Source organism: Streptomyces xanthii, from assembly GCF_014621695.1.
In the GTDB taxonomy this organism is placed as follows: domain Bacteria; phylum Actinomycetota; class Actinomycetes; order Streptomycetales; family Streptomycetaceae; genus Streptomyces; species Streptomyces xanthii.
In genome coordinates, this window is record NZ_CP061281.1 from 2634645 (window position 1) to 2657112 (window position 22468).

The window sequence follows — 22468 nt, forward strand, 5'->3', positions numbered from 1 at the left end:
AGCACTCAGAGTGCGTCGCTGGGCTTCGGCAGGGGCTTGCCGTACCAGAGCTCGATGAGGCGGGCCGCGATCGAGATCCCGTAGGGAGGCATGACCTCCCCGGACTCGAACGCGGCCCGCAGGTCGTCGCGGGAGAACCAGCGCGCCTCGTGAATCTCATCACCGTCCACGTCGATCTCCGTCGACGTGGCGTGCGCCATGAAGCCGAGCATCAGGCTGGACGGGAACGGCCAGGGCTGGCTGGCGACGTACTCGACCTCGCCGACCAGGACACCGGCCTCCTCGAAGACCTCGCGGCGCACCGCCTGCTCGATGGACTCGCCGGGCTCGACGAAGCCCGCGAGCGTGGAGAAGCGGCCCTCGGGCCAGTGCACCTGGCGGCCGAGCAGCACGCGGTCCTGCTCGTCCGTGACCGCCATGATCACGGCCGGGTCGGTGCGCGGGTAGTGCTCGGCCCCGCAGGCCGGGCAGCGGCGGATGTGGCCCGCGGCGGCGATGACGGTGCGTTCGCCGCAGCGGGAGCAGAAGCGGTGCAGTCGCTGCCAGTTCTCCAGGGCGACGGCGTGCACCATGAGGCCGGCGTCCCGCGGCGAGAGGAGCATGCCGGCCTCGCGCAGTCCGGCGGGGCGCGCGGACTGGTCCATGCGCCCCGGAAGGGTGTCCTTCTGCAGCGCGAAGTAGCTCACGCCGTCCTCGTCGGTGCCCAGGAAGTAGCGGTGGGCCTCGGTGAGAGGGGCTTCGAAGGACGGCGTCATGACCAGTTCGGTCGCGCCGTCCGGCGTCTCGTCGATGAGCGCCTGACCACCGGAGACCACGAAGACCCGGGTGCTGGGGTGGCTCCACGCGGCGGCGAGCCATGCCTCGTCGAGGCGGTGGTGCGCCGCGCGGTCGATGCCGCTCGGTGCGGCGAGCGAGAGCGGCCGGCCTGCGGCGAGATCGGCGGTGCGGTCGGTCCAGGTGGTCACGGGTGCTTCCAACTCCCCCGGTGGAATGGGTGGTTCGCGGGCGGTTCAGCAGGACGTACGACGGGGCGGGCGCGGGGTGTCCCGTTCGGGACGCGGTTCAGGATGCATCTGCCCAGTTCTCCGCGAGATCGCCCCACAGGTAGGCGGTTGTTTCGACGCCCTTCATCAGGAGGTCGAGTTCGACCTTCTCGTTGGGCGCGTGCCAGCCGTCGGAGGGGACGGAGATGCCCAGGAAGAGCACCGGGGCGTCGAGGACGTCCTGCAGGTCGGCGGCGGGTCCCGAACCGCCCTCGCGCGTGAAGCGGATCTTCTGTTCGAAGGCCTGGCCCATGGCCCGGACGACGGACTGGAGGGCCGGGTGGTCGAGCGGGGTGAGGCACGGCCGGGTGGCCGCGCCGAAGGTGATCTCGTGGCGGATCCCGGCGGGCACCTGCTCGGCGACCCAGGCCGCGACGGCCTTCTCCACCAGGTCCGGGTCCTGCCCGGCGACCAGCCGGAACGAGAGCTTCAGCATGGCCGAGGCCGGCACGATCGTCTTGCCGCCGGGGCCCTGGTAGCCGCCGCCGATCCCGTTGACCTCCGCGGTCGGGCGGGCCCAGATGCGCTCCAGGGTGGTGTGTCCGGCCTCGCCGTGCGTGGCGCGGGACTTGGCCGTGCGCAGCCACCGCTCCTCGTCGAAGGGCAGCTCCGCGAAGAGCTCCCGCTCGCGGTCGGTGAGCTCGACGATCCCGTCGTAGAAGCCGGGGACCGCCACGCGCGCGTCCTCGTCGTGCAGGGCGGCGACGAGGCGGGCTGCGGCCGCCGCCGGGTTCGGCACGGCTCCGCCGAAGGATCCGGAGTGGATGTCCTGGTCGGGTCCGTACAGCTCGATCTCGCAGTCGGCGAGGCCGCGCATGCCGGTGCACACGGTCGGGGTGTCCTCGGACCACATGCCGGTGTCGGAGACGATCACGGCGTCGGCGGCCAGGCGCTCGCGCTGCGCCTCCACGAGCGCGCGGAAGTGCGGGGAGCCCGACTCCTCCTCGCCCTCGATCAGCAGCTTCAGGTTGACCGCGGGGGCCGTGCGGCCGGTGGCGTGCAGGTGGGCGCGCAGTCCCAGTGTGTGGAAGAACACCTGCCCCTTGTCGTCGGCCGCTCCGCGCGCGTGGAGCCTGTTGCCGATGACCACCGGCTCGAAGGGCTCGGTGTCCCAGCCGTCCTCGCGGGCGGCGGGCTGCACGTCGTGGTGGCCGTAGACGAGGATCGTGGGGGCCTGCGGATCGCCCGAGGGCCACTCGGCGAAGACGGCCGGGGCGCCGGCCGTCTCCCAGACCTCGGTGGTCGGGAAGCCCGTCCGCGCGAGCTGCCCGGCGAGCCAGTCGGCGCTGCGCCGGACGTCCGGTGCGTGGTCGGGCTGGGCGGACACGGAGGGGATCCGCAGCCAGGCGGCGAGGTCGTCGAGGAAGGCCTCGCGGTGGTCCTGGATGTACGCACGGACTGTGCTGACGGCGCTGTCAACGGGCTTGCTCATGGCCACGAGCCTAATCCCCCACCCGAGTGCGCTCGTCGGGCGGCTCCTCGACGGCCTGCGGTTCCTGGGTGAGGAGCCGCTCCAGCTCGGCCCGGCCGGGCAGCCGCCGCGGCCGTACGGTCTCCCCGCTGCGCACGTACAGGAAGGCGGCGTCGACCGCCTCCAGGGGCACGCCCTGCTGCTCGGCCCACGCGAGCCGGTAGACGGCGAGCTGCAGCGGGTCCCCGTTCTGCCGGTGGCCGGTCTTCCAGTCGACGATCTCGTACGTGGCCGTCTCGCCGTCGCCCGTCTTGTAGACGGCGTCGATGCGGCCCCGGACGACGCGGCCCGCGACGGCCAGCTGGAAGGGCAGCTCGACCCGGTAGGGCGTGCGGTGCGCGTACGGGGTGCGCTCGAAGGCGTCCTTGAGCGTCTCCAGGTCGCGCTCGTCGGCGATCTCGGCGTCGCTGCCGGGCAGCTCCTCCGGCTCGATCATGGGCAGCCGCAGTGCTTCGAAGCGGGACTCGATCCAGGCGTGGAAGCGGGTGCCCCGGCGCGCGGCCGGCTGGGGCGGGTGCGGCATCGGGCGGGCCAGCTCCTGGGCGAAGGCGTCCGGGTCGGCCGCCATGCGCATCAGCTGGGATGCGGTGAGGGAGTGCGGCACGGGTACCTCGCGCACGCCGGCGCGGGCGCGCAGCAGCTCGCCGGCGAGGGCGTCGAGGTCGCGGTCCCAGGAGGCGATCGTGCGGGCCTCCTCCGGGGTGAGCTCGAGCTCCGGGGCGGCGGCGGGGTGCGGCACCACGGGGGCGTGCCGGGCGGGCACGCGCGTGGGCGTGGCCGGGTCCGGGTGGGGCGTGGGGTGCGGGAGCGCGGGCCGTTCGGCGGTCAGGCTGTCCCAGTCGATCGCGTCGTCGGTGTCGTCGGCGTCGTCATCGAACGGGAACGCCTCGTCCTCGTAGGGCGGCAGGGCGTCGTCGAGCTCGTCGTCGGCGGGCGGGGGCGGCCAGTCCGGGTCCTCGAAGGGCGGCTCCTCCTCGCCGGCGGAGTGCGCGCCCTGTGAGGCCGTGGCGCGCTCCAGGTGGGCGAGGACCGTGTCGGCCGCGGCCCGGCGGCGGGCCAGGGACGCGTCGTCCAGCGGCAGCGGCCAGGCGTGCTCGCTCGCCGCCTCCTGGAGGGCCGGGTTCTCCTCGTCGTCGGCCGGCTCGTCCGCCCAGGCCTCGATCTCGCCGTACCCGGCGGCGCAGTGGTCGTACAGGGCGTGGAGGAAGTCGGAGGGGCCGCGCTTGCGCTTCTGGGAGGGGCCCCACCAGTGCCCGGAGCCGAGGAGCAGCGAGCGGGGGCGGGTGAACGTGACGTATCCGAGGCGCAGTTCCTCGATGTGCTGGTGGTCCTTCATGTCGGCGTGGAAGGCCTTCATGCCCTTGGCGTCCCACGTCTCGATGTCGGGCAGCGTGGCGGCGTCGCCGCGCAGCGCATGGGGCAGGACGCGGCCCTGGGCGGTCCACTTCTCGCGGCCCTGGCCGCTGGGGAAGGTGCCGTTGACGAGGCCGGGGACGACGACCACGTCCCATTCGAGGCCCTTCGACTTGTGGGCGGTGAGGACCTTCACCGTGTTCTCGCCGCCCGGCAGCGCGTTGTCGAGGCCCTTCTCGTACTGGGCGGCGGTGCGCAGGAAGCCGAGGAAGGCGAGCAGGGTCGCGGAGCCGTCGTCGGCGGCGAAGGAGGCGGCGACGTCCAGGAAGTTCGACAGCGTCTCGCGGCGGCGGGCCGCCAGGGCGTGCGGGGACGCGGAGAGTTCGACCTCCAGTCCGGTGACGGCCAGGACGCGGTGCAGGACGTCCATGAGCGGGTCGGACAGTGAGCGGCGCAGGTCGCGCAGTTCGGCGGCGAGGCGGGCGAAGCGCACGCGCGCGTCGGCGGAGAACGGCAGCCCGTCGTCGTCCCCGTCGGCCTCCGCGGAGGTCTCCAGGAACGTGTCGAGCGCGTCCGCCAGCGATATCACCTCGGAGGGGTCGACCCCCTCGACGGCCTCGGCGAGGCGGCGGTCCGGGTCGTCCTCGGCGCCTGCGCGCGAGTGGGAGACCAGGAGGCGGGCCCGGCGGCCCAGGAGGGCGAGGTCGCGGGGGCCGATCCGCCAGCGGGGGCCGGTCAGCAGGCGGACCAGCGACGCGTTCGCCCCCGGGTCCTGGAGGACCTCGCAGACGGCGACGAGGTCAGCGACCTCGGGCAGGTGGAGGAGGCCGGAGAGGCCGACGACCTCGACGGGGATGTCGCGGGCGACGAGCGCGCCCTGGATCTCGGCGAAGTCGGACGCGGTACGGCACAGGACAGCGATGTCGCCCGGCTCCTTGTCGGCGCGCACGAGCCGGTCGACGGAGTCGGCGATCCAGTCGATCTCCTCCTGGTGCGTGCGCAGCAGGGCGCAGTGCACGGCGCCCGCGCCCTCGGCGTCGGGTGCCGGGCGCAGGGCCTCCACGCCCGCGTGCATGGCGCGCAGCGGCTCGGCCAGACCGTTCGCCAGGTCGAGGAGGCGGCCGCCGCTGCGGCGGTTCTCGCTCAGGGCGAAGCGGGTGGCCGGGCTGCCGTCGGCGTACGCGAAGTGCTGCGGGAAGTCGTCGAGGTTGGCGACAGAGGCGCCGCGCCAGCCGTAGATGGCCTGGCAGGGGTCGCCGACGGCGGTGACGGCGTGGCCGGTGCCGCCGCCGAACAGTCCGGCGAGCAGCAGCCGCTGGGCGACCGAGGTGTCCTGGTACTCGTCCAGGAGCACGACGCGGAACTCGTCGCGGAGGATCTCGCCGACCTCGGGGCGGGTGCCGGCGAGGGTCGCGGACAGGGCGATCTGGTCGCCGAAGTCGAGGACGTCACGGGCGCGCTTGGCCGCCCTGTAGTGGCCGACGAGCTCGGCCAGCTCCAGGCGGGCGGCGGCGGCCTCGGGGACCTTGCGCAGGTCCCCGTTGGTCAGCTTGACGTCTTCCAGGGAGCGCAGGAGCTCCCGGTCGTGGGCGCGCAGCCGCTCGGGGGTGACGAGGTGCTCGGCCAGCTCTCCGTCCAGGGCGAGCAGATCGCTGACGAGGTCGGCGAAGGAGCGGGTGAGGGCGGGGTACGGGCCCGGCGCCTCGCGCAGCACGCGCGCGGCGAGCTGGAAGCGGGTCGCGTCGGCGAGCAGCCGTGTGGTCGGCTCCAGCCCGATGCGCAGGCCGTGGTCGGTCAGGAGGCGGCCGGCGAACGCGTGGTAGGTGGAGATCACGGGCTCGCCCGGAGGGTTGTCCGGGTCGATGACGTCCGGGTCGGTGACGCCCGCCTTGATCAGTGCCTTGCGGACGCGCTCGGCGAGCTCGCCCGCCGCCTTGTTCGTGAACGTGAGGCCGAGGACCTGCTCGGGCGCGACCTGCCCGGTGCCGACCAGCCAGACCACGCGCGCGGCCATCACCGTCGTCTTGCCGGAACCGGCTCCGGCCACGATCACCTGCGGGGCCGGCGGCGCCGTGATGCAGGCCGTCTGCTCCGGGGTGAAAGGGATGCCGAGCAGCTCCTTGAGCTGCTCGGGATCGGTGAGGCGTGTGGTCACCTCATCGAGGCTAACGGGCCCCACTGACAGCCCCGGGCCGTCGGGGCACGGCCGAGGCGCACGTCACTCGACGACGTGGCGGCCTTCGGGGCGCGCGCTGCACGAGGCGCGGAACGAGCAGTGCGTGCAGTGCTGTCCGGTGGTGGGGGCGAAGCGCTCGTCGAGGACCTTGCCGGCGGCGGTGGCGAGGAGGTCGCCGACCCACTCCCCTTCCAGCGGCTCTTGCGCCTGCACCTTGGGGCGCGTCTCGCCGCCGTCCTTCTTCGCCGCGCCCTGGCGCAGCTGCACCAGTTCGGCCCCTCCCGGCCGGGGGCGTACCCCGTCGAAGGCCTCGTCGACGGCGCCCTCGCGGACGGCCAGCTGGTACACGGCGAGCTGGGGGTGGCGGGCGACCTCGGCGGCGCTGGGCGCGGCCTTCCCCGTCTTGAAGTCGACCACGTAGGCGCGCCCGTCGGCGTCCTCTTCCACGCGGTCCATGGAGCCGCGGATGCGTACTTCGTAGGAGCCCGCTTCGAGCGTCACGTCGAAGTCGTGCTCGCTGGCGACCGGGGTGCGGCCGCCGCGGTCGGTGACGTGCCACTGGAGGAAGCGCTCGAGCGCCACGCGCGCGTTCTGCTTCTCCTGCTCCGACTTCCAGGGCGCGTCGAACGCGAGGGCGTCCCAGACGGAGTCGAGGCGCTCCATGAGGACGGCGAGATCGGCCGGGGTGCGTCCGGAGGCGACCTCGTCGGCCAGGACGTGCACGACGTTGCCGAAGCCCTGGGCGGCCGTGGCGGGGGCGTCGGCCTTGACCTCGCGGCCCAGGAACCACTGCAGGGCGCACGTGTTGGCGAGCTGGTCCAGGGCGCTCCCGGACAGCACGACGGGCTTGTCGCGGTCGCGCAGCGGGACCTTGCTCTCGGTCGGCTCGTACAGGCCCCACCAGCGGTACGGGTGGGCCGAGGGCACGAGGGGGCGGCCGTCGTCGTCGCTGAGGGCGGCGAGGCGGGCGAGCCGGCGGGCGGCGGCCTCGCGCAGTCCGTCCGACACCCGCGGGTCGACGGTCGTGGCGCGCAGCTCGGCGACGAGCGCGACCACGGACAGCGGGCGGCGGGGGCGGCCCGTGACGTCCTTGGGCTCCACGCCGAGCTCGGTCAGGAACCGGGAGGGCTGGTCGCCGTCGTCCGCGGGCGCCTTCACCGCGGTGACGACGAGGCGCTCCTTCGCGCGCGTGGCGGCCACGTAGAAGAGGCGTCGCTCCTCGGCGAGGAGGGCGCCGGGGGTGAGCGGTTCGGCGAGCCCGTCGCGTCCGATGCGGTCGGCCTCCAGGAGGGAGCCCCGGCGGCGCAGGTCGGGCCAGAGGCCTTCCTGGACGCCGGCCACGACGACGAGGCGCCATTCGAGGCCCTTGGAGCGGTGCGCCGTCATCAGCCGCACGGCGTCGGGACGTACGGCGCGGCCCGCGAGGGTGTCGGCGGCGATGTCCTGGGCCTCGATCTCCTCCAGGAAGTTGCGGGCGCCGCGGCCGCCGGTGCGCTCCTCCGCGCGGGAGGCGACGGCGAACAGGGCGCACACGGCGTCGAGGTCCCGGTCCGCGTTGCGGCCCGCCGCGCCGCCGCGCCGGGCGGCCCGTTCGAGGCGCTGCGGCCACGGCGTGCCGTTCCACAGCTCCCAGAGGGCCTCTTCGGCGGTGCCGCCGGCGGCGAGCCCGGCGCGGGCGCGCGCGAGGAGCTCGCCGAGGCGCTGCGCTCCGCGCGCGTAGGCCGGGTCGTGCAGGGCGAGCCGCTCCGGCTCGGCGAGCGCGCGGGCGAGCAGCTCGTCGGAGGGCGGCGGCACCGCATTGCCCGCGGACCGCTCGTCCTCGCGCAGGGCGCGGCCCAGGCGGCGCAGGTCGGCGGCGTCCATGCCGGCCAGCGGGGACGCGAGCAGCGTCAGCGCCGTCTCGGTGTCCAGCCAGGGCGGGGGCTCGTCACCGGCACCGTCTGCGGGGAGGCCGCCGGCCTGGTCTTCGTCCGCCCGGTCTCGGTCCGCGCGAGTACCATCCGTCGGGTCACCGTCCACAGGGGCGCCGCCCGTCGGGTCCTCGTCCGCGCGAGCGCCGTCGGTCAGGTCACCGTCCACAGGGGCGCCATCCGTGCCGGCGTCCTCTGTCAGCGCGCCGTCCACAGGGCCGCCGCCGTCCGCCTCCTCGTCCACCGGCCCCCGCGCGACCGCCTTGAGGGCCGTCAGGAGCGGCATGACGGCCGGTTCGTGGCGCAGCGGCAGGTCGTCGCCGTCGATGTCGAGGGGGACGCCGGCCGCAGTCAGGGCGCGCCGGATCGCCGGGATGCTGCGGGCGCCCGCGCGCACCAGAACGGCCATGTCGCTCCAGGCGACGCCGTCCTCCAGGTGTGCGCGGCGCAGGATGTCGGCGATGTTGTCGAGCTCGGTGCCGGAGGTCGGGTACGTGTAGACCTCGGTCGTGCCGCCGTCGCGGACCGGCGTCAGTTCGCGGTGGGCGCGGACCTTGTCGGCGGGCAGCCGGGTCAGCGGCATCCGCTGGGTGAGGCGCCGCGTCGCCCCCAGGAGACGCGCGCCCGAACGCCGTGACGTGGTGAGCACTTCCACGCGCGCGGGCGTGCCGTCGGCTCGGGGGAAGGCGTGCGGGAAGTCGAGGATGCCGTTCACGTCGGCGCCGCGGAACGCGTAGATCGACTGGTCCGGGTCGCCGAACGCGACCAGGGTGCGTCCCTGCCCCGCGAGCGCGTGCAGCAGCCGCACCTGGGCGGGGTCGGTGTCCTGGTACTCGTCGACGAACACGGCGTCGTACTGGGCGGCCAGCTGCGCGGCGACGTCCTGGCGGCGGGCGAGGAGCACGGCGCGGTGGACCAGTTCGGCGTAGTCGAGCACGCCCTGCATGTCGAGGACGTCCAGGTACTCGGCGAGGAAGGTGGCGGCCGCGCGCCAGTCAGGACGGCCGATGCGGTGTGCGAAGGCGTCCAGGGCGGCCGGTCCGAGGCCGAGCTCGCGGCTGCGGGCCAGGACCGCGCGGACCTCGTCGGCGAACCCGCGCGTGGTGAGGCAGGCGCGCAGTTCGTCGGGCCAGCGCACATGGGCGAGCCCGGCCCGCTCCAGGTCGATCTGGCCCGCGAGGAGCTCTCGTACGGTGACGTCCTGCTCGGGGCCGGACAGGAGACGCAGCGGCTCGGCGAAGAGGTCCGTGTCCTGGTGGGCGCGGATCAGCGCGTAACAGAAGGAGTGGAACGTCGTCGCCTGCGGTGCGCGGGCGGCGCCGATGCGCAGCGCCATGCGGTCGCGCAGCTCCACGGCGGCCTTCCGGCTGAACGTGAGGACGAGGATGCGTCCCGGCGCGGTGCCCTGCTCGATGCGGGCGGAGACGGCCTCCACGAGGGTCGTCGTCTTGCCCGTGCCCGGCCCGGCGAGGACGAGAAGCGGGCCGTGGGCATGGTCAACCACCGCACGCTGGCGTGCGTCCAGACGAGGGGGGTCCACCGGGGCCCGCGGCGTGCGCACCAGCCGGTACGCGCCGGGCATCCCCTGTCGAACCTGGTGGTGCGACAGGTGCCGGGGGGACGAGGAGGAACTCACGTGGATCGCTGGTCCTGGTGGGTGTGCAGGTGGTCGAAGGGCCGTGCGCGCAGGGCGGCGGCCGGGGGGTGAAGGAGGTGACTGCCATCGACGGTGCCGTCGACGCTACGCCGTCGAGTGTGGCGGAAGCCGGACTTCCGGCGCGCCTCCCGTGTCGTTTCCGGAGCAGGTGTGCCGCGTCTCACGGGCGGACCCGTGCCGTCTCCCACGACCGGCCGCGCCGGCCGTGTGTCGCGTCTCACGAACGGGCGCCGACGCCGCGAAGTGCCCCGGACGCCCCTTTTCCCCCGTACGGGCCACCGCCGGCTCGCCCGCGCGCGGGTCGGCCGAAGCTGTCACCTGTGAGCTTCCGCACGGGTCTCGCCGTCCCACCGCGCGCGCTTCATGTCGAGGCGCGGCAGGTGCCCTTCGGCGGCTCTGGAGGCCTCCCGCAGGGGTGTGCCCTCGTCCCTGTAGTGACCCAGCGCGCGCAGTTCGTGGCCCGGGAGCAGATGCCCGTCGGAGCGCACGACACGCCACCAGGGGACGGCACCCCCGTAGAGGGACATCACGCGCCCCACCTGGCGCGGCCCGCCCTCCTCCAGCCATTCGGCGACGTCCCCGTAGGTCATCACCCGCCCGGGCGGGATCAGCTCGGCGACCTCGAGGACGCGCTCGGCGTACTCGGGAAGCTCACCTGCCGCATCGCTCTCCTCGCTCATCCGGCCCATCCTGCCGCACGGCACCGACAACATGGAGGGACGTACGAGGCCGCCTGGAGAGTCGTACGAGAAGGCGCTTGCCGACGACTCCGTAGTTGTCGAAAGCACCCTGATACCCCCCGACGACGACGGGGCATGCCACCATCGTGCGGGCGGTGACTGGTGATACGAGATCAAGAAGAGACGACGGAGCAGAGCGTGCACCCCGAGAAGGCGGAGGGCTCCTCTGTGACACCGGCGCGCCCTGAGGACCCGGCCGGGCAGGCCGCGGACGACAAGCACGAAGAGCCGCTCCACGATCCCGGAGCCGACCAGGTGGACGGCGACGAACCGCTGCTCCCCGCGCGCGTGCACCGCCCTTCGGACCTCATGCGGCTCCTGGTGGGGCTGCTCGCGATCGTCGTCCTGCTCGGCATCGCGGCGTTCGCCCACGCCACGACGACGGGCTTCGCCCAGGACATCAACAAGGGCACGGGGCAGGCCCCCGACCTGCTGACCAAGTTCGCGGGGCTCGCGTCGAGCATCGCGATCCTGCTCGTGCCGGTCGCGTTCGCGATCGAGCGGCTCATCAAGCGGGACGGGCTGCGCATCGCGGACGGCGTGCTGGCCGCCGTGCTCGCCCACGGCGTCACGCTGGCCACCGACCTGTGGGTCGCCAAGGCGGCGCCCGAGTCCATCCAGGACGCGCTCACCAAGGTGTCGCCGGGCGACATCCATGCGCTCACGGACCCGGTGCACGGCTATCTGGCGCCCGTCATCGCCTATATGACGGCCGTCGGCATGTCCCGGCGACCACGATGGCGTGTCGTCCTGTGGGTGGTGCTGCTGCTCGACGCCTTCGCGATGCTCGTCACCGGCTACACCACACCGTTCTCGATCATCCTGACGATCCTCATCGGCTGGACCGTCGCCTACGGAACGCTGTACGCGGTCGGCTCGCCCAATGTGCGCCCTACGGGGCAGACGCTGCTGGCCGGCCTGCGGCACGTCGGCTTCCACCCCGTGAGCGCGTCCCGCGAGGAGGCGCACGAGGGGGCCACGGAGAACGGCGATCGCGGACGGCGCTATTTCGTCACCCTGGAGGACGGTCCGCCGCTGGACGTCACCGTGGTGGACCGGGAGCAGCAGGCCCAGGGTTTCTTCTACCGGGTGTGGCGCCGGCTGACGCTGCGCGGCATCACCCAGCGCCGCAGCCTCCAGTCGCTGCGCCAGGCGCTGGAGCAGGAGGCGCTGCTCGCCTACGCGGCTATCTCGGCCGGGGCGAACGCCCCGAAGCTGATCGCGACGTCCGAGCTGGGCCCCGACGCCGTGATGCTCGTCTACGAGCACATCGGCGGCCGATCCCTGGACGCGATGCCGGACGAGGAGATCACGGACGAGCTGCTGCGCGAGACCTGGCACCAGGTGCAGGCGCTGCAGTCCCGGCGGATCGCGCACCGCAGGCTCGCGGGCGACGCGATTCTGGTGGATCGTTCCGGCACGGTGATCCTCACCGACCTGCGCGGCGGCGAGATCGCGGCGAGCGATCTGGTGCTGCGCATGGACGTCGCGCAGATGGTCACGACGCTCGGACTGCGCGTGGGCGCCGAGCGGGCCGTCGCGTCCGCGGTCGGCATCCTCGGCCCCGACACGGTGGCGGACTGTCTGCCGCTGCTGCAGCCGATCGCGCTCACCCGCTCCACCAGGGCGACGCTGCGCCGCCTCGGGCGGGAACGGGCCCAGCGCGAGCGCGAGGCCGTCCTGGAGGCCGCCGACCGCGCCAGGGAGGCCCGGCAGGCCGCCGCGGCCGAGAACGGCGAGGCGCAGCAGTCCGTACGGGCCGAGAAAAAGAACGAGAAGAAGAACGAGAAGGCCGAGCGGCAGGCCCAGAAGCGGGCGATCGACGAGGCGCTCGACGAGGCCCGCGAGGAGGATCTGCTCACCCAGATCCGCCACCAGGTGCTGCGGATCCGCCCCCAGGCGCCCGTCGAACCGGCCCGCCTGGAGCGCATCAAGCCGCGCACCCTGATCAGCTTCATCGCCGGCGCGATCGGCGCGTACTTCCTGCTCTCCCAGCTCACCCACATCGACTTCGCGTCGATCGTCGGCGAGGCGGAGTGGGGCTGGGTCGGGCTCGCCGTGGTGTTCTCCGCGCTCAGCTACGTGGCGGCCGCGATGAGCCTTCTGGGCTTCGTGCCGGAACGCGTCCCCTTCATGCGGACCGTCGCCGCCCAGGTGGCCGGCTCCTTCGTGAAGATCGTGGCCCCGGCCGCGGTCGGCGGCGTCGCGCTCAACACGCGCTTCCTGCAGCGCTCGGGGGTCCGCCCCGGACTCGCGGTCGCCAGTGTGGGCGCCTCCCAGCTGTTCGGTATGGGCAGCCACATCATGCTGCTGCTGACCTTCGGCTATCTGACCGGTACGGAGAAGACGCCTTCCCTGTCGCCGTCCCGGACGGTCATCGCGGGTCTGCTGACGGTCGCCGTGCTCGTCCTTGTGGTGACGTCGATCCCGTTCCTGCGCAAGTTCGTCGTCACGCGCGTGCGCTCGCTCTTCGCCGGTGTGGTGCCGCGCATGCTCGACGTCCTGCAGCGGCCCCGCAAGCTGCTCACGGGCATCGGCGGAATGCTGCTGCTGACCGCCTGCTTCGTGATGTGCCTCGACGCGTCGATCCGCGCCTTCGGGGACGAGACGACGAGCCTGAGCCTGGCGAGCGTCGCGGTCGTGTTCCTCGCGGGCAACGCGCTCGGTTCGGCCGCCCCGACACCGGGAGGCGTGGGTGCCGTCGAGGCGACGCTGACCGTCGGTCTGATCGCGGTCGGTCTGCCCAAGGAGGTCGCGGCCCCCGCGGTGCTCCTGTACCGGCTCCTGACCCTTTGGCTGCCGGTGCTGCCCGGCTGGCTGTTCTTCAACCACCTCACCCGCAAGGGCGCCTTGTAGGAGGAACGGGTCCCGGGCCGCGGTTCCTCACCCGCACAGACCGCAGCCCGAGCGCCCGGCACCCGGCCGCCGCAGGATGGACGCATGCCCATTCCGTCCCGCCCCCGCGCCGCTGCCCTGGCCGTCTCCGCCGCGCTGCTGTCCACGTCGCTCGCGGCGTGCGGCGGCGACTCCAAGGACGACGTGGATCTCCCGTCCCAGACGTTGAGCTGGAAGGACTGCCCCGCCCCTTCGGAGTCCGAGGGGGGCGGCGAGCCGCCGTCCCCGCTGCCCGGCGGAACCGAGTGGCAGTGCGCCACGATGAAGGCGCCGCTCGACTGGGACGACCCCAAGGGCGACACGATCGACATCGCGCTGATCCGCGCCGAGGCGAGCGGCGCCGAGGACAAGCGCATCGGCTCGCTGATCTTCAACTTCGGCGGCCCCGGCGGCTCGGGCGTCACCACGCTGCCCGCCTTCGGCACCGACTACGCGAAGCTGCGCACCCGCTACGACCTGGTCAGTTTCGACCCGCGCGGGGTGGGACGCAGTGCCGGCGTCGAGTGCGAGGACGCCGAGCAGCTCGACAAGTACTTCCAGCAGGACTCCACACCCGACGACGAGGCGGAGCGCCAGAAGCTCGTCGACAATGTCTCGGCGTTCAACGGCAACTGCGAGAAGCACTCCGGCAAGGTCCTCCCCCATGTCCGCACCACCGACGCGGCCCGCGACATGGACCTCATGCGCCAGGTCCTGGGCGACGACAAGCTGCACTACTTCGGCATCTCCTACGGCACCGAACTGGGCGGCGTCTACGCGCACTTGTTCCCGAAGAAGGTGGGCCGGGCCGTGTTCGACGGCGTCGTCGACCCCACCGAGGACCCGGAGCAGGGCTCGCTCGGCCAGGCCAAGGGCTTCCAGCTCGCTCTCGACAACTACGCGAAGGACTGCACGTCCCAGGTCGAGGACTGCCCGGTCGGCGACACGCCCCAGGACGTCAAGGACAAGATCGCGAAGCTGCTGCGGGACCTCGACGAGAAGCCGATCCCCGGGATCTTCCCGCGCGACCTGACGCAGACCGCGGCCACGAACGGGATCGCCCAGTCCCTCTACTCGAAGGACTTCTGGGAGTACCTCACGGAGGGCCTGCAGCAGGCGTACGACGGTGACGGCAAGGTGCTGATGATGCTGTCCGACTCGATGAACGGGCGCAACGAGGACGGGCAGTACAGCAACATCCAGGCCGCGAACGTCGCGATCAACTGCGCCGACGACAAACCCCGGTACACGCCGCAGGACGTCGAGGAGAAACTGCCCGAGTTCCGCGCCGCGTCCCCGCTGTTCGGCGACTACCTCGCCTGGGGCATGCTCGGCTGCACCGACTGGGCGGTCGGCGGAGCGGCCGACCACCCCGACGTGAGCGCCACCGGCTCCGCCCCGATCCTCGTCGTGGGCAACACCGGCGACCCGGCCACGCCGTACGAGGGGGCCCGCAAGATGGCGCAGGCGCTGGGCTCGGGCGTCGGGGTCGAGCTGACGTACAAGGGGCAGGGGCACGGAGCGTACGACAGCGGGAACAAGTGCGTGTCCGAGGCCGTGAACCGGTATCTGCTCGAGGGGACGGTCCCGAAAGAGGGAACGGTCTGCTCGTGATCATGGAGTTATCCACAGGCCGGAGCGGAGGTCGGGCGGGACTCCTAATCTGACGTCGTCGGTTCGCGATCGAGAGCGGCCGGCGCAGGTCAGGACGGGGCGAGGGGAGACGGCACATGCGTGCGGAGACGATGGCCGGGGCGATGGCGGTGGCGGTGCGGCGACGGGGGTGTCGAATACGGACATGCGAAACGGGCCCCGCGCTCGATGCGCGAGGCCCGTCCGTGTCGATCAGTGTCCCGATCGGTGAACCAGCCGATGGACCGGCAGACGAAACGACTGACGGAACGGCCGATGGACCGGTCAGTAGATCGGCTTCTCCGGCTCGATCTGGTTGACCCAGCCGATCACGCCGCCACCCACGTGCACGGCGTCCGCGAAGCCCGCGGACTTCAGCACGGCGAGAACTTCCGCACTGCGGACACCCGTCTTGCAATGCAAGACGATCTTCTTGTCCTGCGGGAGGCTCTCCAGGGCAGTGCCCATGAGGAACTCGTTCTTGGGGATCAGCTTGGCGCCCGGGATCGAGACGATCTCGTACTCGTTCGGCTCGCGGACGTCGATGATCTCGATGTTCTCGTCGTCGTCGATCCACTCCTTGAGCTGCTTGGGAGTGATCGTGGCGCCGGCGGCCGCCTCCTGGGCCTCCTCGGACACGACGCCGCAGAAGGCCTCGTAGTCGATGAGCTCGGTGACGGTCGGGTTCTCGCCGCAGACCGCGCAGTTGGGGTCCTTGCGGACCTTGACCTGGCGGTACTGCATCTCCAGGGCGTCGTAGATCATCAGGCGGCCGACGAGCGGCTCACCGATGCCGGCGAGAAGCTTGATGGCCTCGTTGACCTGGATGGATCCGATGGACGCGCAGAGCACACCCAGGACGCCGCCCTCGGCGCAGGAGGGGACCATGCCCGGCGGCGGGGGCTCCGGGTACAGGCAGCGGTAGCACGGCCCGTGCTCGGACCAGAAGACCGAGGCCTGGCCGTCGAAGCGGTAGATGGAACCCCACACGTAGGGCTTGTTGAGCAGCACACACGCGTCGTTGACGAGGTAGCGCGTCGCGAAGTTGTCCGTGCCGTCGACGATCAGGTCGTACTGGCTGAAGATGTCCATCACGTTGTCGGCCTCGAGCCGCTCTTCGTGCAGGACCACGTTCACGTACGGGTTGATGCCGAGGACCGAGTCCTTCGCGGACTCCGCCTTGGACCGGCCGATGTCGGCCTGGCTGTGGATGATCTGGCGCTGCAGGTTCGACTCGTCGACCTCGTCGAACTCGACGATGCCGAGCGTGCCCACGCCGGCCGCGGCCAGGTACATCAGGGCCGGCGATCCGAGGCCGCCGGCGCCCACGGCGAGCACCTTGGCGTTCTTGAGCCGCTTCTGCCCGTCCATCCCGACATCCGGGATGATCAGGTGGCGGGAGTACCTGCGGACCTCGTCTACGGTGAGCTCAGCAGCTGGCTCGACCAGGGGTGGCAGCGACACGGGGACTCCGTTGGTCGGTATCTACGTACGGTTGTTCCGTCAGTAACACTGCCACGCCCTCCTTCATTCCGAGACACCCGGTCCGATCCGCGAGACAATTTCGTCCCAGTACCCGGGCATCGACTCCCAGGCCGTGCTCGCGCCGCCCCGTTCCGTGCGGTCGGTGAAGTAGATGGTGCCCGCGCCCTGCCAGCGCGCGATGCGCAGCGCCTCGTCGAGATGACCGCGCGGCATACCGTGCACGAAGTGGCAGAAGCGCTCCGGCGGGTACTCCGCCGTCCATTCCGCCACCTGCGACCAGCGGTAGTCGCTCCAGGCACCGGAGAAGGTGACCAGCTGGTCGGCGTTCTCGGCGTATCCGGGATAGGGGTGGGTGCCGTGGCCGAGCACGATGTACGCGTCGTCGATCAGGGCGCGCAGGGTCGTGACGGTCCGCCGGACCTCGGGCAGCGCTGCCCGCTCCGTGGGACAGCGGTCCAGATGGAAGCCGTCCACCCGGTACCAGTCGAGGTAGCGGTGGGCGTCGGAGACCAGTTCGCCGAAGGAACGGGCTCCGTAGGTCAGATCGAGGTGACCGAGAACACGTACGCCCGCGTTCCGCAGCCGGCCCACCGCTTCCAGGCAGTGCGGGTCGGGGCGGGTCCCGGGACCGTGCGCCACGTTGAGGACGACCCAGTGCAGCGGGGTCGAGGGCCGGGTCAGTTCGGCCCACTCGGCGGGGGCGACCAGCGGGTGGGCGAACCCGGGGATACCGAAGCCGAGACGTACATCGGTGCTCGACAGGCCGGTCGCGGTCGGAGTCAGATACGGCATGCCGCCTCCATCCAGATGTCGGCGAGGGATTCTTCGAGGTTGATGCGGGGACGCCAGCCGAGCCGGTCGCGCGCCGTGCGCACGTCGGCCTGCTGCCAGCTGCCGCAGCCGTCGGGGTACGGGTACGCGGCGGGCGGGCTGTGCATCCCGTGCTCGGACTCGCCGCGCGGGTGGCCGACGGCCGGCCGCAGTGCGGACGGCGGGCCGTCGAGCTCGTGCAGCGCGCCGCCGAAACCGGCGACGCGGGCGAGCACGGCGGCGGCGTCCCGCAGGCGCACGGCGCGGCCCGAGCCGATGTTGATCACGCCTTGTGCGGCGGACAGCGAGGCGGCGTGCACGGCGCGGGCCACGTCGCGGACGTCGATGAAGTCGCGCTGGGCGCCGAGGCCGCCGAGCTTCAGCTCCCCGTCGCCGGCCTGCATCGCGCGGCGCATGGCCTCCGCGAGCCGGCCCAGCGGGGACCCGGCGGGGGTGCCCGGGCCGGCCGGGGAGAAGACGCGCAGGACGACGGCGTCGAGGCCGGAGCCCAGGACGAGTTCGGTCGCGGCGAGCTTGCTGACGCCGTACGGGCCGCCGGGCCGGGGCACCGCGTCCTCGGCGGTGGACGAGCCTGGCTGCGAGGGCCCGTACTCGGCGCCGCAGCCGATCTGTACGAGGCGGGCTCCGCAGCCGCTGCGGCGCAGGGCTTCGCAGACGGTGGCGACGGCGACGGTGTTGTGCCGGGTCAGTTCGCGGGCTCCGCCGCGGGTGGCGCCCGCGCAGTTGATGACGACCCCGGGGTGGACGGCGTCCAGGAAGCGGGTGAGCGCGCCGGGGCTGCCGGTGGCGAGGTCGAAGCGGACGTCGGCGTCGTCGCCCCGGCCGAGCGCGGTGAGCTGCACGGCGGGGTCGGCCAGGAGACGGTCGGCGACGAAGCGCCCCAGGTACCCGTTGGCCCCGATCAGCAGAACCCTCATCGGTCGCCTCCCGGAGTCCGTGCTCCGTCGTGCGCTCCGCACGCCGCGCGCCGGGCGCTCGGCTGGTGGGGTGCGCGCCGACCGTGAGGTCCGGAGTATCCGGCGTATCCGGTGCCTCCGGGAGGAGGGGTGGTCATCTGGCGTTCTCCTTATGGGTGTTGCCGTGGTTCGTCGGGTGGGCCCGCGGTGTCGGCCCCGCGGGCGGAGGGAGGTTCCGGTCATGCGGTGAGCGGGAGGTGCGAGGAGGTCGCGTGCTCGGCAGGGCCGGTCCGTGGTCATGGGGCGGCGCCCGCCGTGGCGTCGGGGCCGGCGTGGGCGGAGGCCTGGGTCAGGGTGCGGCCCGCGTGGGCGAGGAGCGCGAGGGCGGCGACGGTGCAGGCGATGGCCGGCACGACGCCGGTGCCGGCCGTGTCGACGAGCGTCTCCACGGGCGCGCCGGCGAACTCGCAGCCGGGCAGCCGGGCCGCGAAGACCATGGAGACGGCCAGAGCCTCGATGGCCGCGGCGGCGCCGAGCACGACGGCGGGTGCGTGCGTACGGCCGTGCGCGGCGAGCAGTCGGGAAAGGAGGAGCAGGACGCCGAGGGAAGTCGTGCCCGCGTAGTCGATGTCCTGGTCGAGCACGGCGCCGGCACCGGCGAGGAGTGCCGCCAGGATCACAGCGAACAGGAGGACACAGCCGAGGAGCAACGGACGGGCGGAGGCGGCGAATTCGGCGAGCCCCCGGCTGGTGGCGAGCCGCCGACGGGCGCCGGCCATGAACAGGTAGGCGCACCAGGTTCCGGGCGCGACGCTCACCGCGAGGGCGAGCAGGGGCGCGGTCGCCGGGGACCAGGCTTCGTCGGGGCCGCCGGCGAGGGCCTCGGAGAGGAGGCCGTCGCCGAGTGTGGCGTAGGTGAGCAGCCACCAGACCCACAGGCCGGTCGACGGGGCGGGCGGTCCCTCCCCGGCGCGGAGCGGGCCGCGGCGCAGTGCCGCCCGCAGCGCCGCGCCGACGACCAGGACCCCGGCGCAGCCCAGGGTGAGCCGGGAGACGCCGCTCGTGTTCTCCACCGCGAACAGGGTCAGCGCGCCCACGACACCGGGCAGCAGGGCGAGTACGGCCCAGGTGCCGCGCGGGCCGGTGCGGCCGGGCGGGGCCGTGGGGTGCGGTTCGACGGGGTCGCCGGTGCGGGGGACGCGGGCGTACATCTCCTCTGCCAGGGAGAACACGTCCTTGTGGCGGTAGCGGGCGGCGGTCCGGTCGGTGACCCCGCGGGCCTCCAGGCCGGCGGCGATCTCCAGCGGGTCGACGGCACGCTCACACAGGTCGCGGTGCCGGTGCATCAGCACTTTGACGGGGTCGGCTCCGGAACGGCGTTGCGGGGCGCGGGAGTTGGAGGTGGTTCGCTCGGCGGATCTCTCGACGGGCCGCTCGGCTGTGCGGGTCATGGAGGCCCCGGGCTCGGGGGCCTTGGGCGCACGCTCGACGGGCCGCTCGGCGGTACGGGTCGCGGAAGTCCCGGAGACGTCGGACTCGGGGGCAGTGTGCGCACGCTCCACGGCCCGCTCGGCGGTCCGAGTCGCGGAAGTCCCGGCGCCGTCGGGCTCGGGGGTGTTGTACGCACGCTCGACGGGCCGCTCGGCGGTGCGGGCCGCGGAGACCCCGGAGATGCGCGCGGCGTCCTGGGCCTCCTCCTGGGCACCGACCGTCGTGGCTCGGGCTCCTTTCGGGGAGGCGTCGGGCTCGGGGGCGGTCTGCGCGGAGGTGCTTGCCGCGGGGGTGCTCGGCTCGGAGACCCCCGACGCGGAGTCGCTCCGCTCGGAGACCCCCGACTCAGGGCCGCTCCGCTCGGAGACCCCCGGCTCGGAGTCGCTCGGCTCGGAGACCCTCGACGCGAAGGCCCCCGACGCGGAGTCGTTCGGTCCGGGGGCACTCGACTCGGAAGTGTCCGGCACAGGGGCGGCCGCTTCGGAGGTGTCCGGAACGGAGGCGGTCGCCTCCGCGGTGTCCGGCGCCGCATCGGCGGACGGGTTGGGCAAACGATCCGCCCCAGTGCCGGAGCCCGATTCCGGCTCCCCGTCCGGCGTCCAGGCGACGGGCCCGACCGGAGCCTCGGGCACATCGGTTCCGACGCCGCCCGTGGGGGCCACGCCCTCACGCCCGCTCATGCCTCACCCTTCCCGCAGCCAGGGGTGGCCCCGGCCAACTGTTCGTACTGCTCGTGCTCTCCGCCCACGGCCAGGGCGCCCGGGCCCGGTTCGACCCAGCCAGGCGCGTCCGTCGCTTCGGGACGCTCCGCGAGCCAGGGCTCTCCGACAGCGCGCGCGGCCGGGGCCGTCCACCGGCCGGGCACGTGGGCCTCCAGCGGGTGGGCGAAGGGCAGGGGCTCGCCCGAGTCGTCCAGGGCCTCCCGGCGGACGGGGCAGCGCGACACGATCTCCAGGTAAATGCCGCGAAATGCCGCGACGTTCTGTTCGACGGTGAAGAGTTCCAGGGCGCGGGCACGGGCCGCGGCGCCGAGCCGTTCGCGGCGCTCGGGGTCGCGGAGCAGCGCGACGCAGGCCTCGGCGAGCGCCCGGGGATTGCGCGGTGGCACGACGAGCCCCGTGCCACCGATGACCTCGACGACGGCGCCCACGTCGGTGGAAACGGTGGCGCGCCCGCAGAACATGGCCTCGACCAGGCTGATCGGGAAGCCCTCGACGACGCTGGACAGGACGACGACACTGCCCGCGCCGTAGGCGTCGGCGAGGTCAGGGGCCTCGGGGCTGCCGAGTTCCTCGAAGGAGACGGGGTTCTCGCCGACGGCGTGCAGCCCTTCGGCCTCGTCGGGGAAGAGCTGCGCGGCGAGGGCCCTGCAGTGCCCGAGATAGGTCTCGGCCCCCATCTCCGCCGCACCCGCGAACCCCACCTCGGCCCGCCCCGCACCCCCGCCACCACCAGCCCCACGCACACCACCGACGCCAACACCCAAGCCACTCACGCCACTTACGCCACCCGCGCCGCCGAAACCACCCGCACCAGTCGCACCCCCCAGGCCGCCAAAGCCACCCAGGCCACCCAAGCCACCCACACCCCCCGCACCACCGGCGCCGGCCACACCCCCGGCCAAGAACCCACCACCGGCCGGACCCCCAGCTCCAGCTCCAGCCCCCACCCCCACCGGCACCGCCCCCACGATCCGCAGCCGCGCCTTCGGCTCCTCCTTGCGGATCTCGGCGAAGGCGTGCAGGAGGGAGATGAGGTCCTTGGACGGTTCGATGCGGCCGACCCAGACGAGTGTGTCGGGCTCGCCCGGATCCTCCCGCTCGCCCACCTCGGCGAAGCGCGAGGCCTCCATGCCGGGGTGGACGGTGCGGAGCTTGGCGCGGTCGGCGCCGCAGCGCTCCTGCCAGCGTCGCGCGTGGGTGTTGCCGGGCGTGATGAGCGCGGCCTCGCGGTAGACCTCGGCGGCGAGCCGGCCGTGGAAGGCGGCGAGCAACGCGCGTACGGGTGCGCTGAGTTCGGCGTCTCCGGCGGCGATGTAGCGGGCCCGGAGCTGGACCCCGTACTCGGTGACGAGCAGCGGGACGCCGAAGAAGCGCTTGGCGACGAGGCCCGGCAGCGCGGCGGAGCCGCCCGAGGTGGCGTGGCAGAGGTCGACGGCACCGAGCCCGCCGCCCCCGGCCGAGCCGGCGGCGGAGGCGTCGTCGTACCAGTCGAGGGAGAGCGGCCGCAGCGCGCGCTCCAGGTGTCCGGTGAAGGCGAGCAGGTCGGGGACGCGGGCGGTGCGGACGGCGCGCTGCGCTCCGGGCGCACGACAGGCGCGCTCCAGGATGCGCACAGCGGCCTCGGAGCGCAGCGCGGGACCCAGTACGCCGTGGTCCCGGGCCAGCTCGGCAAGCCCGTAGAGCGCGGAGGCGAAACGGTCCGCCTCGACATCAGAGCCGCCAGACCCCTCAGAACCACCGGAACCGTCAAGGCCACCGGAACCACCGGAACGACTGGAGCCACTGGAACCGCCGGAGCCCCCGAGAAGATCGGAGGAGACACCGGCGCCGCCGGAGCGCACGATCGCCGTCACGAGCTCTCCGTAGAGCGTGGCGAAGCGGCGACGCGCCCGCCGGCCGATGGCGGGACCGAGGGCGCCGTCATCGGCGCCGGTCCACAGCGGCGCGGTCCGCACCCGGCTGACCTGCGGAGGGAGTTCGATCCAGCCCGCATCCTCCTGGGCCTGGCTGCGACTGAGCGCGTAGATGTCGAACTCGTGCTGCTCGAGCCCGCGCACAAGCCGGTCGCACCAGAGTCTGGCCTCACCGCTCACATACGGATAGCCACCCTCGGTCAGCAGTCCGATGCGCACGCGCACACCCCCGATCTCCCTCTCGGTGAGCCGCCGTTGGCCCGGCGGCTCGCAG

The 22468-nt window shown here is 73.2% G+C and carries 12 protein-coding genes; 2 read left to right on the forward strand and 10 right to left on the reverse strand.

Annotation, left to right across the window (positions count from 1 at the left end):
• Positions 1-5 precede the first annotated feature (5 nt).
• The 5 genes from nudC to IAG42_RS11880 form a co-directional block, all read right to left on the reverse strand.
• Complete coding sequence (gene nudC / locus IAG42_RS11860; protein WP_188336987.1) at positions 6-965, reverse strand: NAD(+) diphosphatase; 960 nt, start codon at positions 963-965, stop codon at positions 6-8.
• A gap of 97 nt (positions 966-1062) precedes the next feature.
• Entirely contained in the window at positions 1063-2475 is a 1413-nt protein-coding gene (locus IAG42_RS11865) for a dipeptidase (protein ID WP_188336988.1), read from the reverse strand.
• Positions 2476-2485: 10 nt separating this feature from the next.
• Positions 2486-6022, reverse strand: coding sequence for an ATP-dependent DNA helicase (locus tag IAG42_RS11870; protein WP_188336989.1), 3537 nt, complete (start codon positions 6020-6022; stop codon positions 2486-2488).
• A 63-nt stretch (positions 6023-6085) separates the two neighbouring features.
• On the reverse strand, positions 6086-9535 hold the full coding sequence (locus tag IAG42_RS11875; protein WP_394811211.1) for an ATP-dependent helicase: 3450 nt from the start codon (positions 9533-9535) through the stop codon (positions 6086-6088).
• A gap of 389 nt (positions 9536-9924) precedes the next feature.
• The gene (locus tag IAG42_RS11880) at positions 9925-10290 is read right to left on the reverse strand and encodes an MGMT family protein (RefSeq protein WP_188336991.1); all 366 of its coding nucleotides are present in this window, start codon (positions 10288-10290) and stop codon (positions 9925-9927) included.
• Between the two features lie 198 nt (positions 10291-10488).
• Here IAG42_RS11880 and IAG42_RS11885 point away from each other — a divergent pair, with 198 nt between their 5' ends.
• Complete coding sequence (locus tag IAG42_RS11885; RefSeq protein WP_384616698.1) at positions 10489-13206, forward strand: lysylphosphatidylglycerol synthase domain-containing protein; 2718 nt, start codon at positions 10489-10491, stop codon at positions 13204-13206.
• A gap of 84 nt (positions 13207-13290) precedes the next feature.
• The gene (locus IAG42_RS11890) at positions 13291-14838 is read left to right on the forward strand and encodes an alpha/beta hydrolase (RefSeq protein WP_188336993.1); all 1548 of its coding nucleotides are present in this window, start codon (positions 13291-13293) and stop codon (positions 14836-14838) included.
• A 303-nt stretch (positions 14839-15141) separates the two neighbouring features.
• On the opposite strand, the gene moeZ is transcribed toward IAG42_RS11890, so the two are convergent.
• From moeZ to IAG42_RS11915, 5 genes are all read right to left on the reverse strand, one after another.
• A complete protein-coding gene (gene moeZ, locus IAG42_RS11895) occupies positions 15142-16320 on the reverse strand; it encodes an adenylyltransferase/sulfurtransferase MoeZ (protein ID WP_188336994.1) in 1179 nt (392 codons plus the stop codon).
• A gap of 63 nt (positions 16321-16383) precedes the next feature.
• A complete protein-coding gene (locus IAG42_RS11900) occupies positions 16384-17133 on the reverse strand; it encodes a spherulation-specific family 4 protein (protein WP_188336995.1) in 750 nt (249 codons plus the stop codon).
• A complete protein-coding gene (locus tag IAG42_RS11905; protein ID WP_188336996.1) occupies positions 17121-18089 on the reverse strand; it encodes an NAD-dependent epimerase/dehydratase family protein in 969 nt (322 codons plus the stop codon). Before IAG42_RS11905 ends, IAG42_RS11900 begins: the two co-directional genes overlap by 13 nt.
• A gap of 275 nt (positions 18090-18364) precedes the next feature.
• A complete protein-coding gene (locus IAG42_RS37965) occupies positions 18365-20239 on the reverse strand; it encodes a hypothetical protein (RefSeq protein WP_223205950.1) in 1875 nt (624 codons plus the stop codon).
• Positions 20236-22413 (reverse strand): DUF3492 domain-containing protein, encoded by a 2178-nt coding sequence (locus IAG42_RS11915; protein ID WP_223206385.1) that lies wholly within the window; start codon positions 22411-22413, stop codon positions 20236-20238. The genes IAG42_RS37965 and IAG42_RS11915 overlap by 4 nt, the downstream gene beginning before the upstream one ends.
• Between the last annotated feature and the right edge of the window lie 55 nt (positions 22414-22468).

Coding starts and splice junctions, on each gene's coding strand:
- IAG42_RS11865 (WP_188336988.1), bottom strand. CDS start 2,475: ATGAGCAAGCCCGTTGACAGCGCCGTCAGCACAGTCCGTGCGTACATC.
- IAG42_RS11875 (WP_394811211.1), bottom strand. CDS start 9,535: ATGCCCGGCGCGTACCGGCTGGTGCGCACGCCGCGGGCCCCGGTGGAC.
- IAG42_RS11880 (WP_188336991.1), bottom strand. CDS start 10,290: ATGAGCGAGGAGAGCGATGCGGCAGGTGAGCTTCCCGAGTACGCCGAG.
- IAG42_RS11890 (WP_188336993.1), top strand. CDS start 13,291: ATGCCCATTCCGTCCCGCCCCCGCGCCGCTGCCCTGGCCGTCTCCGCC.
- IAG42_RS11900 (WP_188336995.1), bottom strand. CDS start 17,133: ATGCCGTATCTGACTCCGACCGCGACCGGCCTGTCGAGCACCGATGTA.
- IAG42_RS11905 (WP_188336996.1), bottom strand. CDS start 18,089: ATGAGGGTTCTGCTGATCGGGGCCAACGGGTACCTGGGGCGCTTCGTC.
- IAG42_RS37965 (WP_223205950.1), bottom strand. CDS start 20,239: ATGAGCGGGCGTGAGGGCGTGGCCCCCACGGGCGGCGTCGGAACCGAT.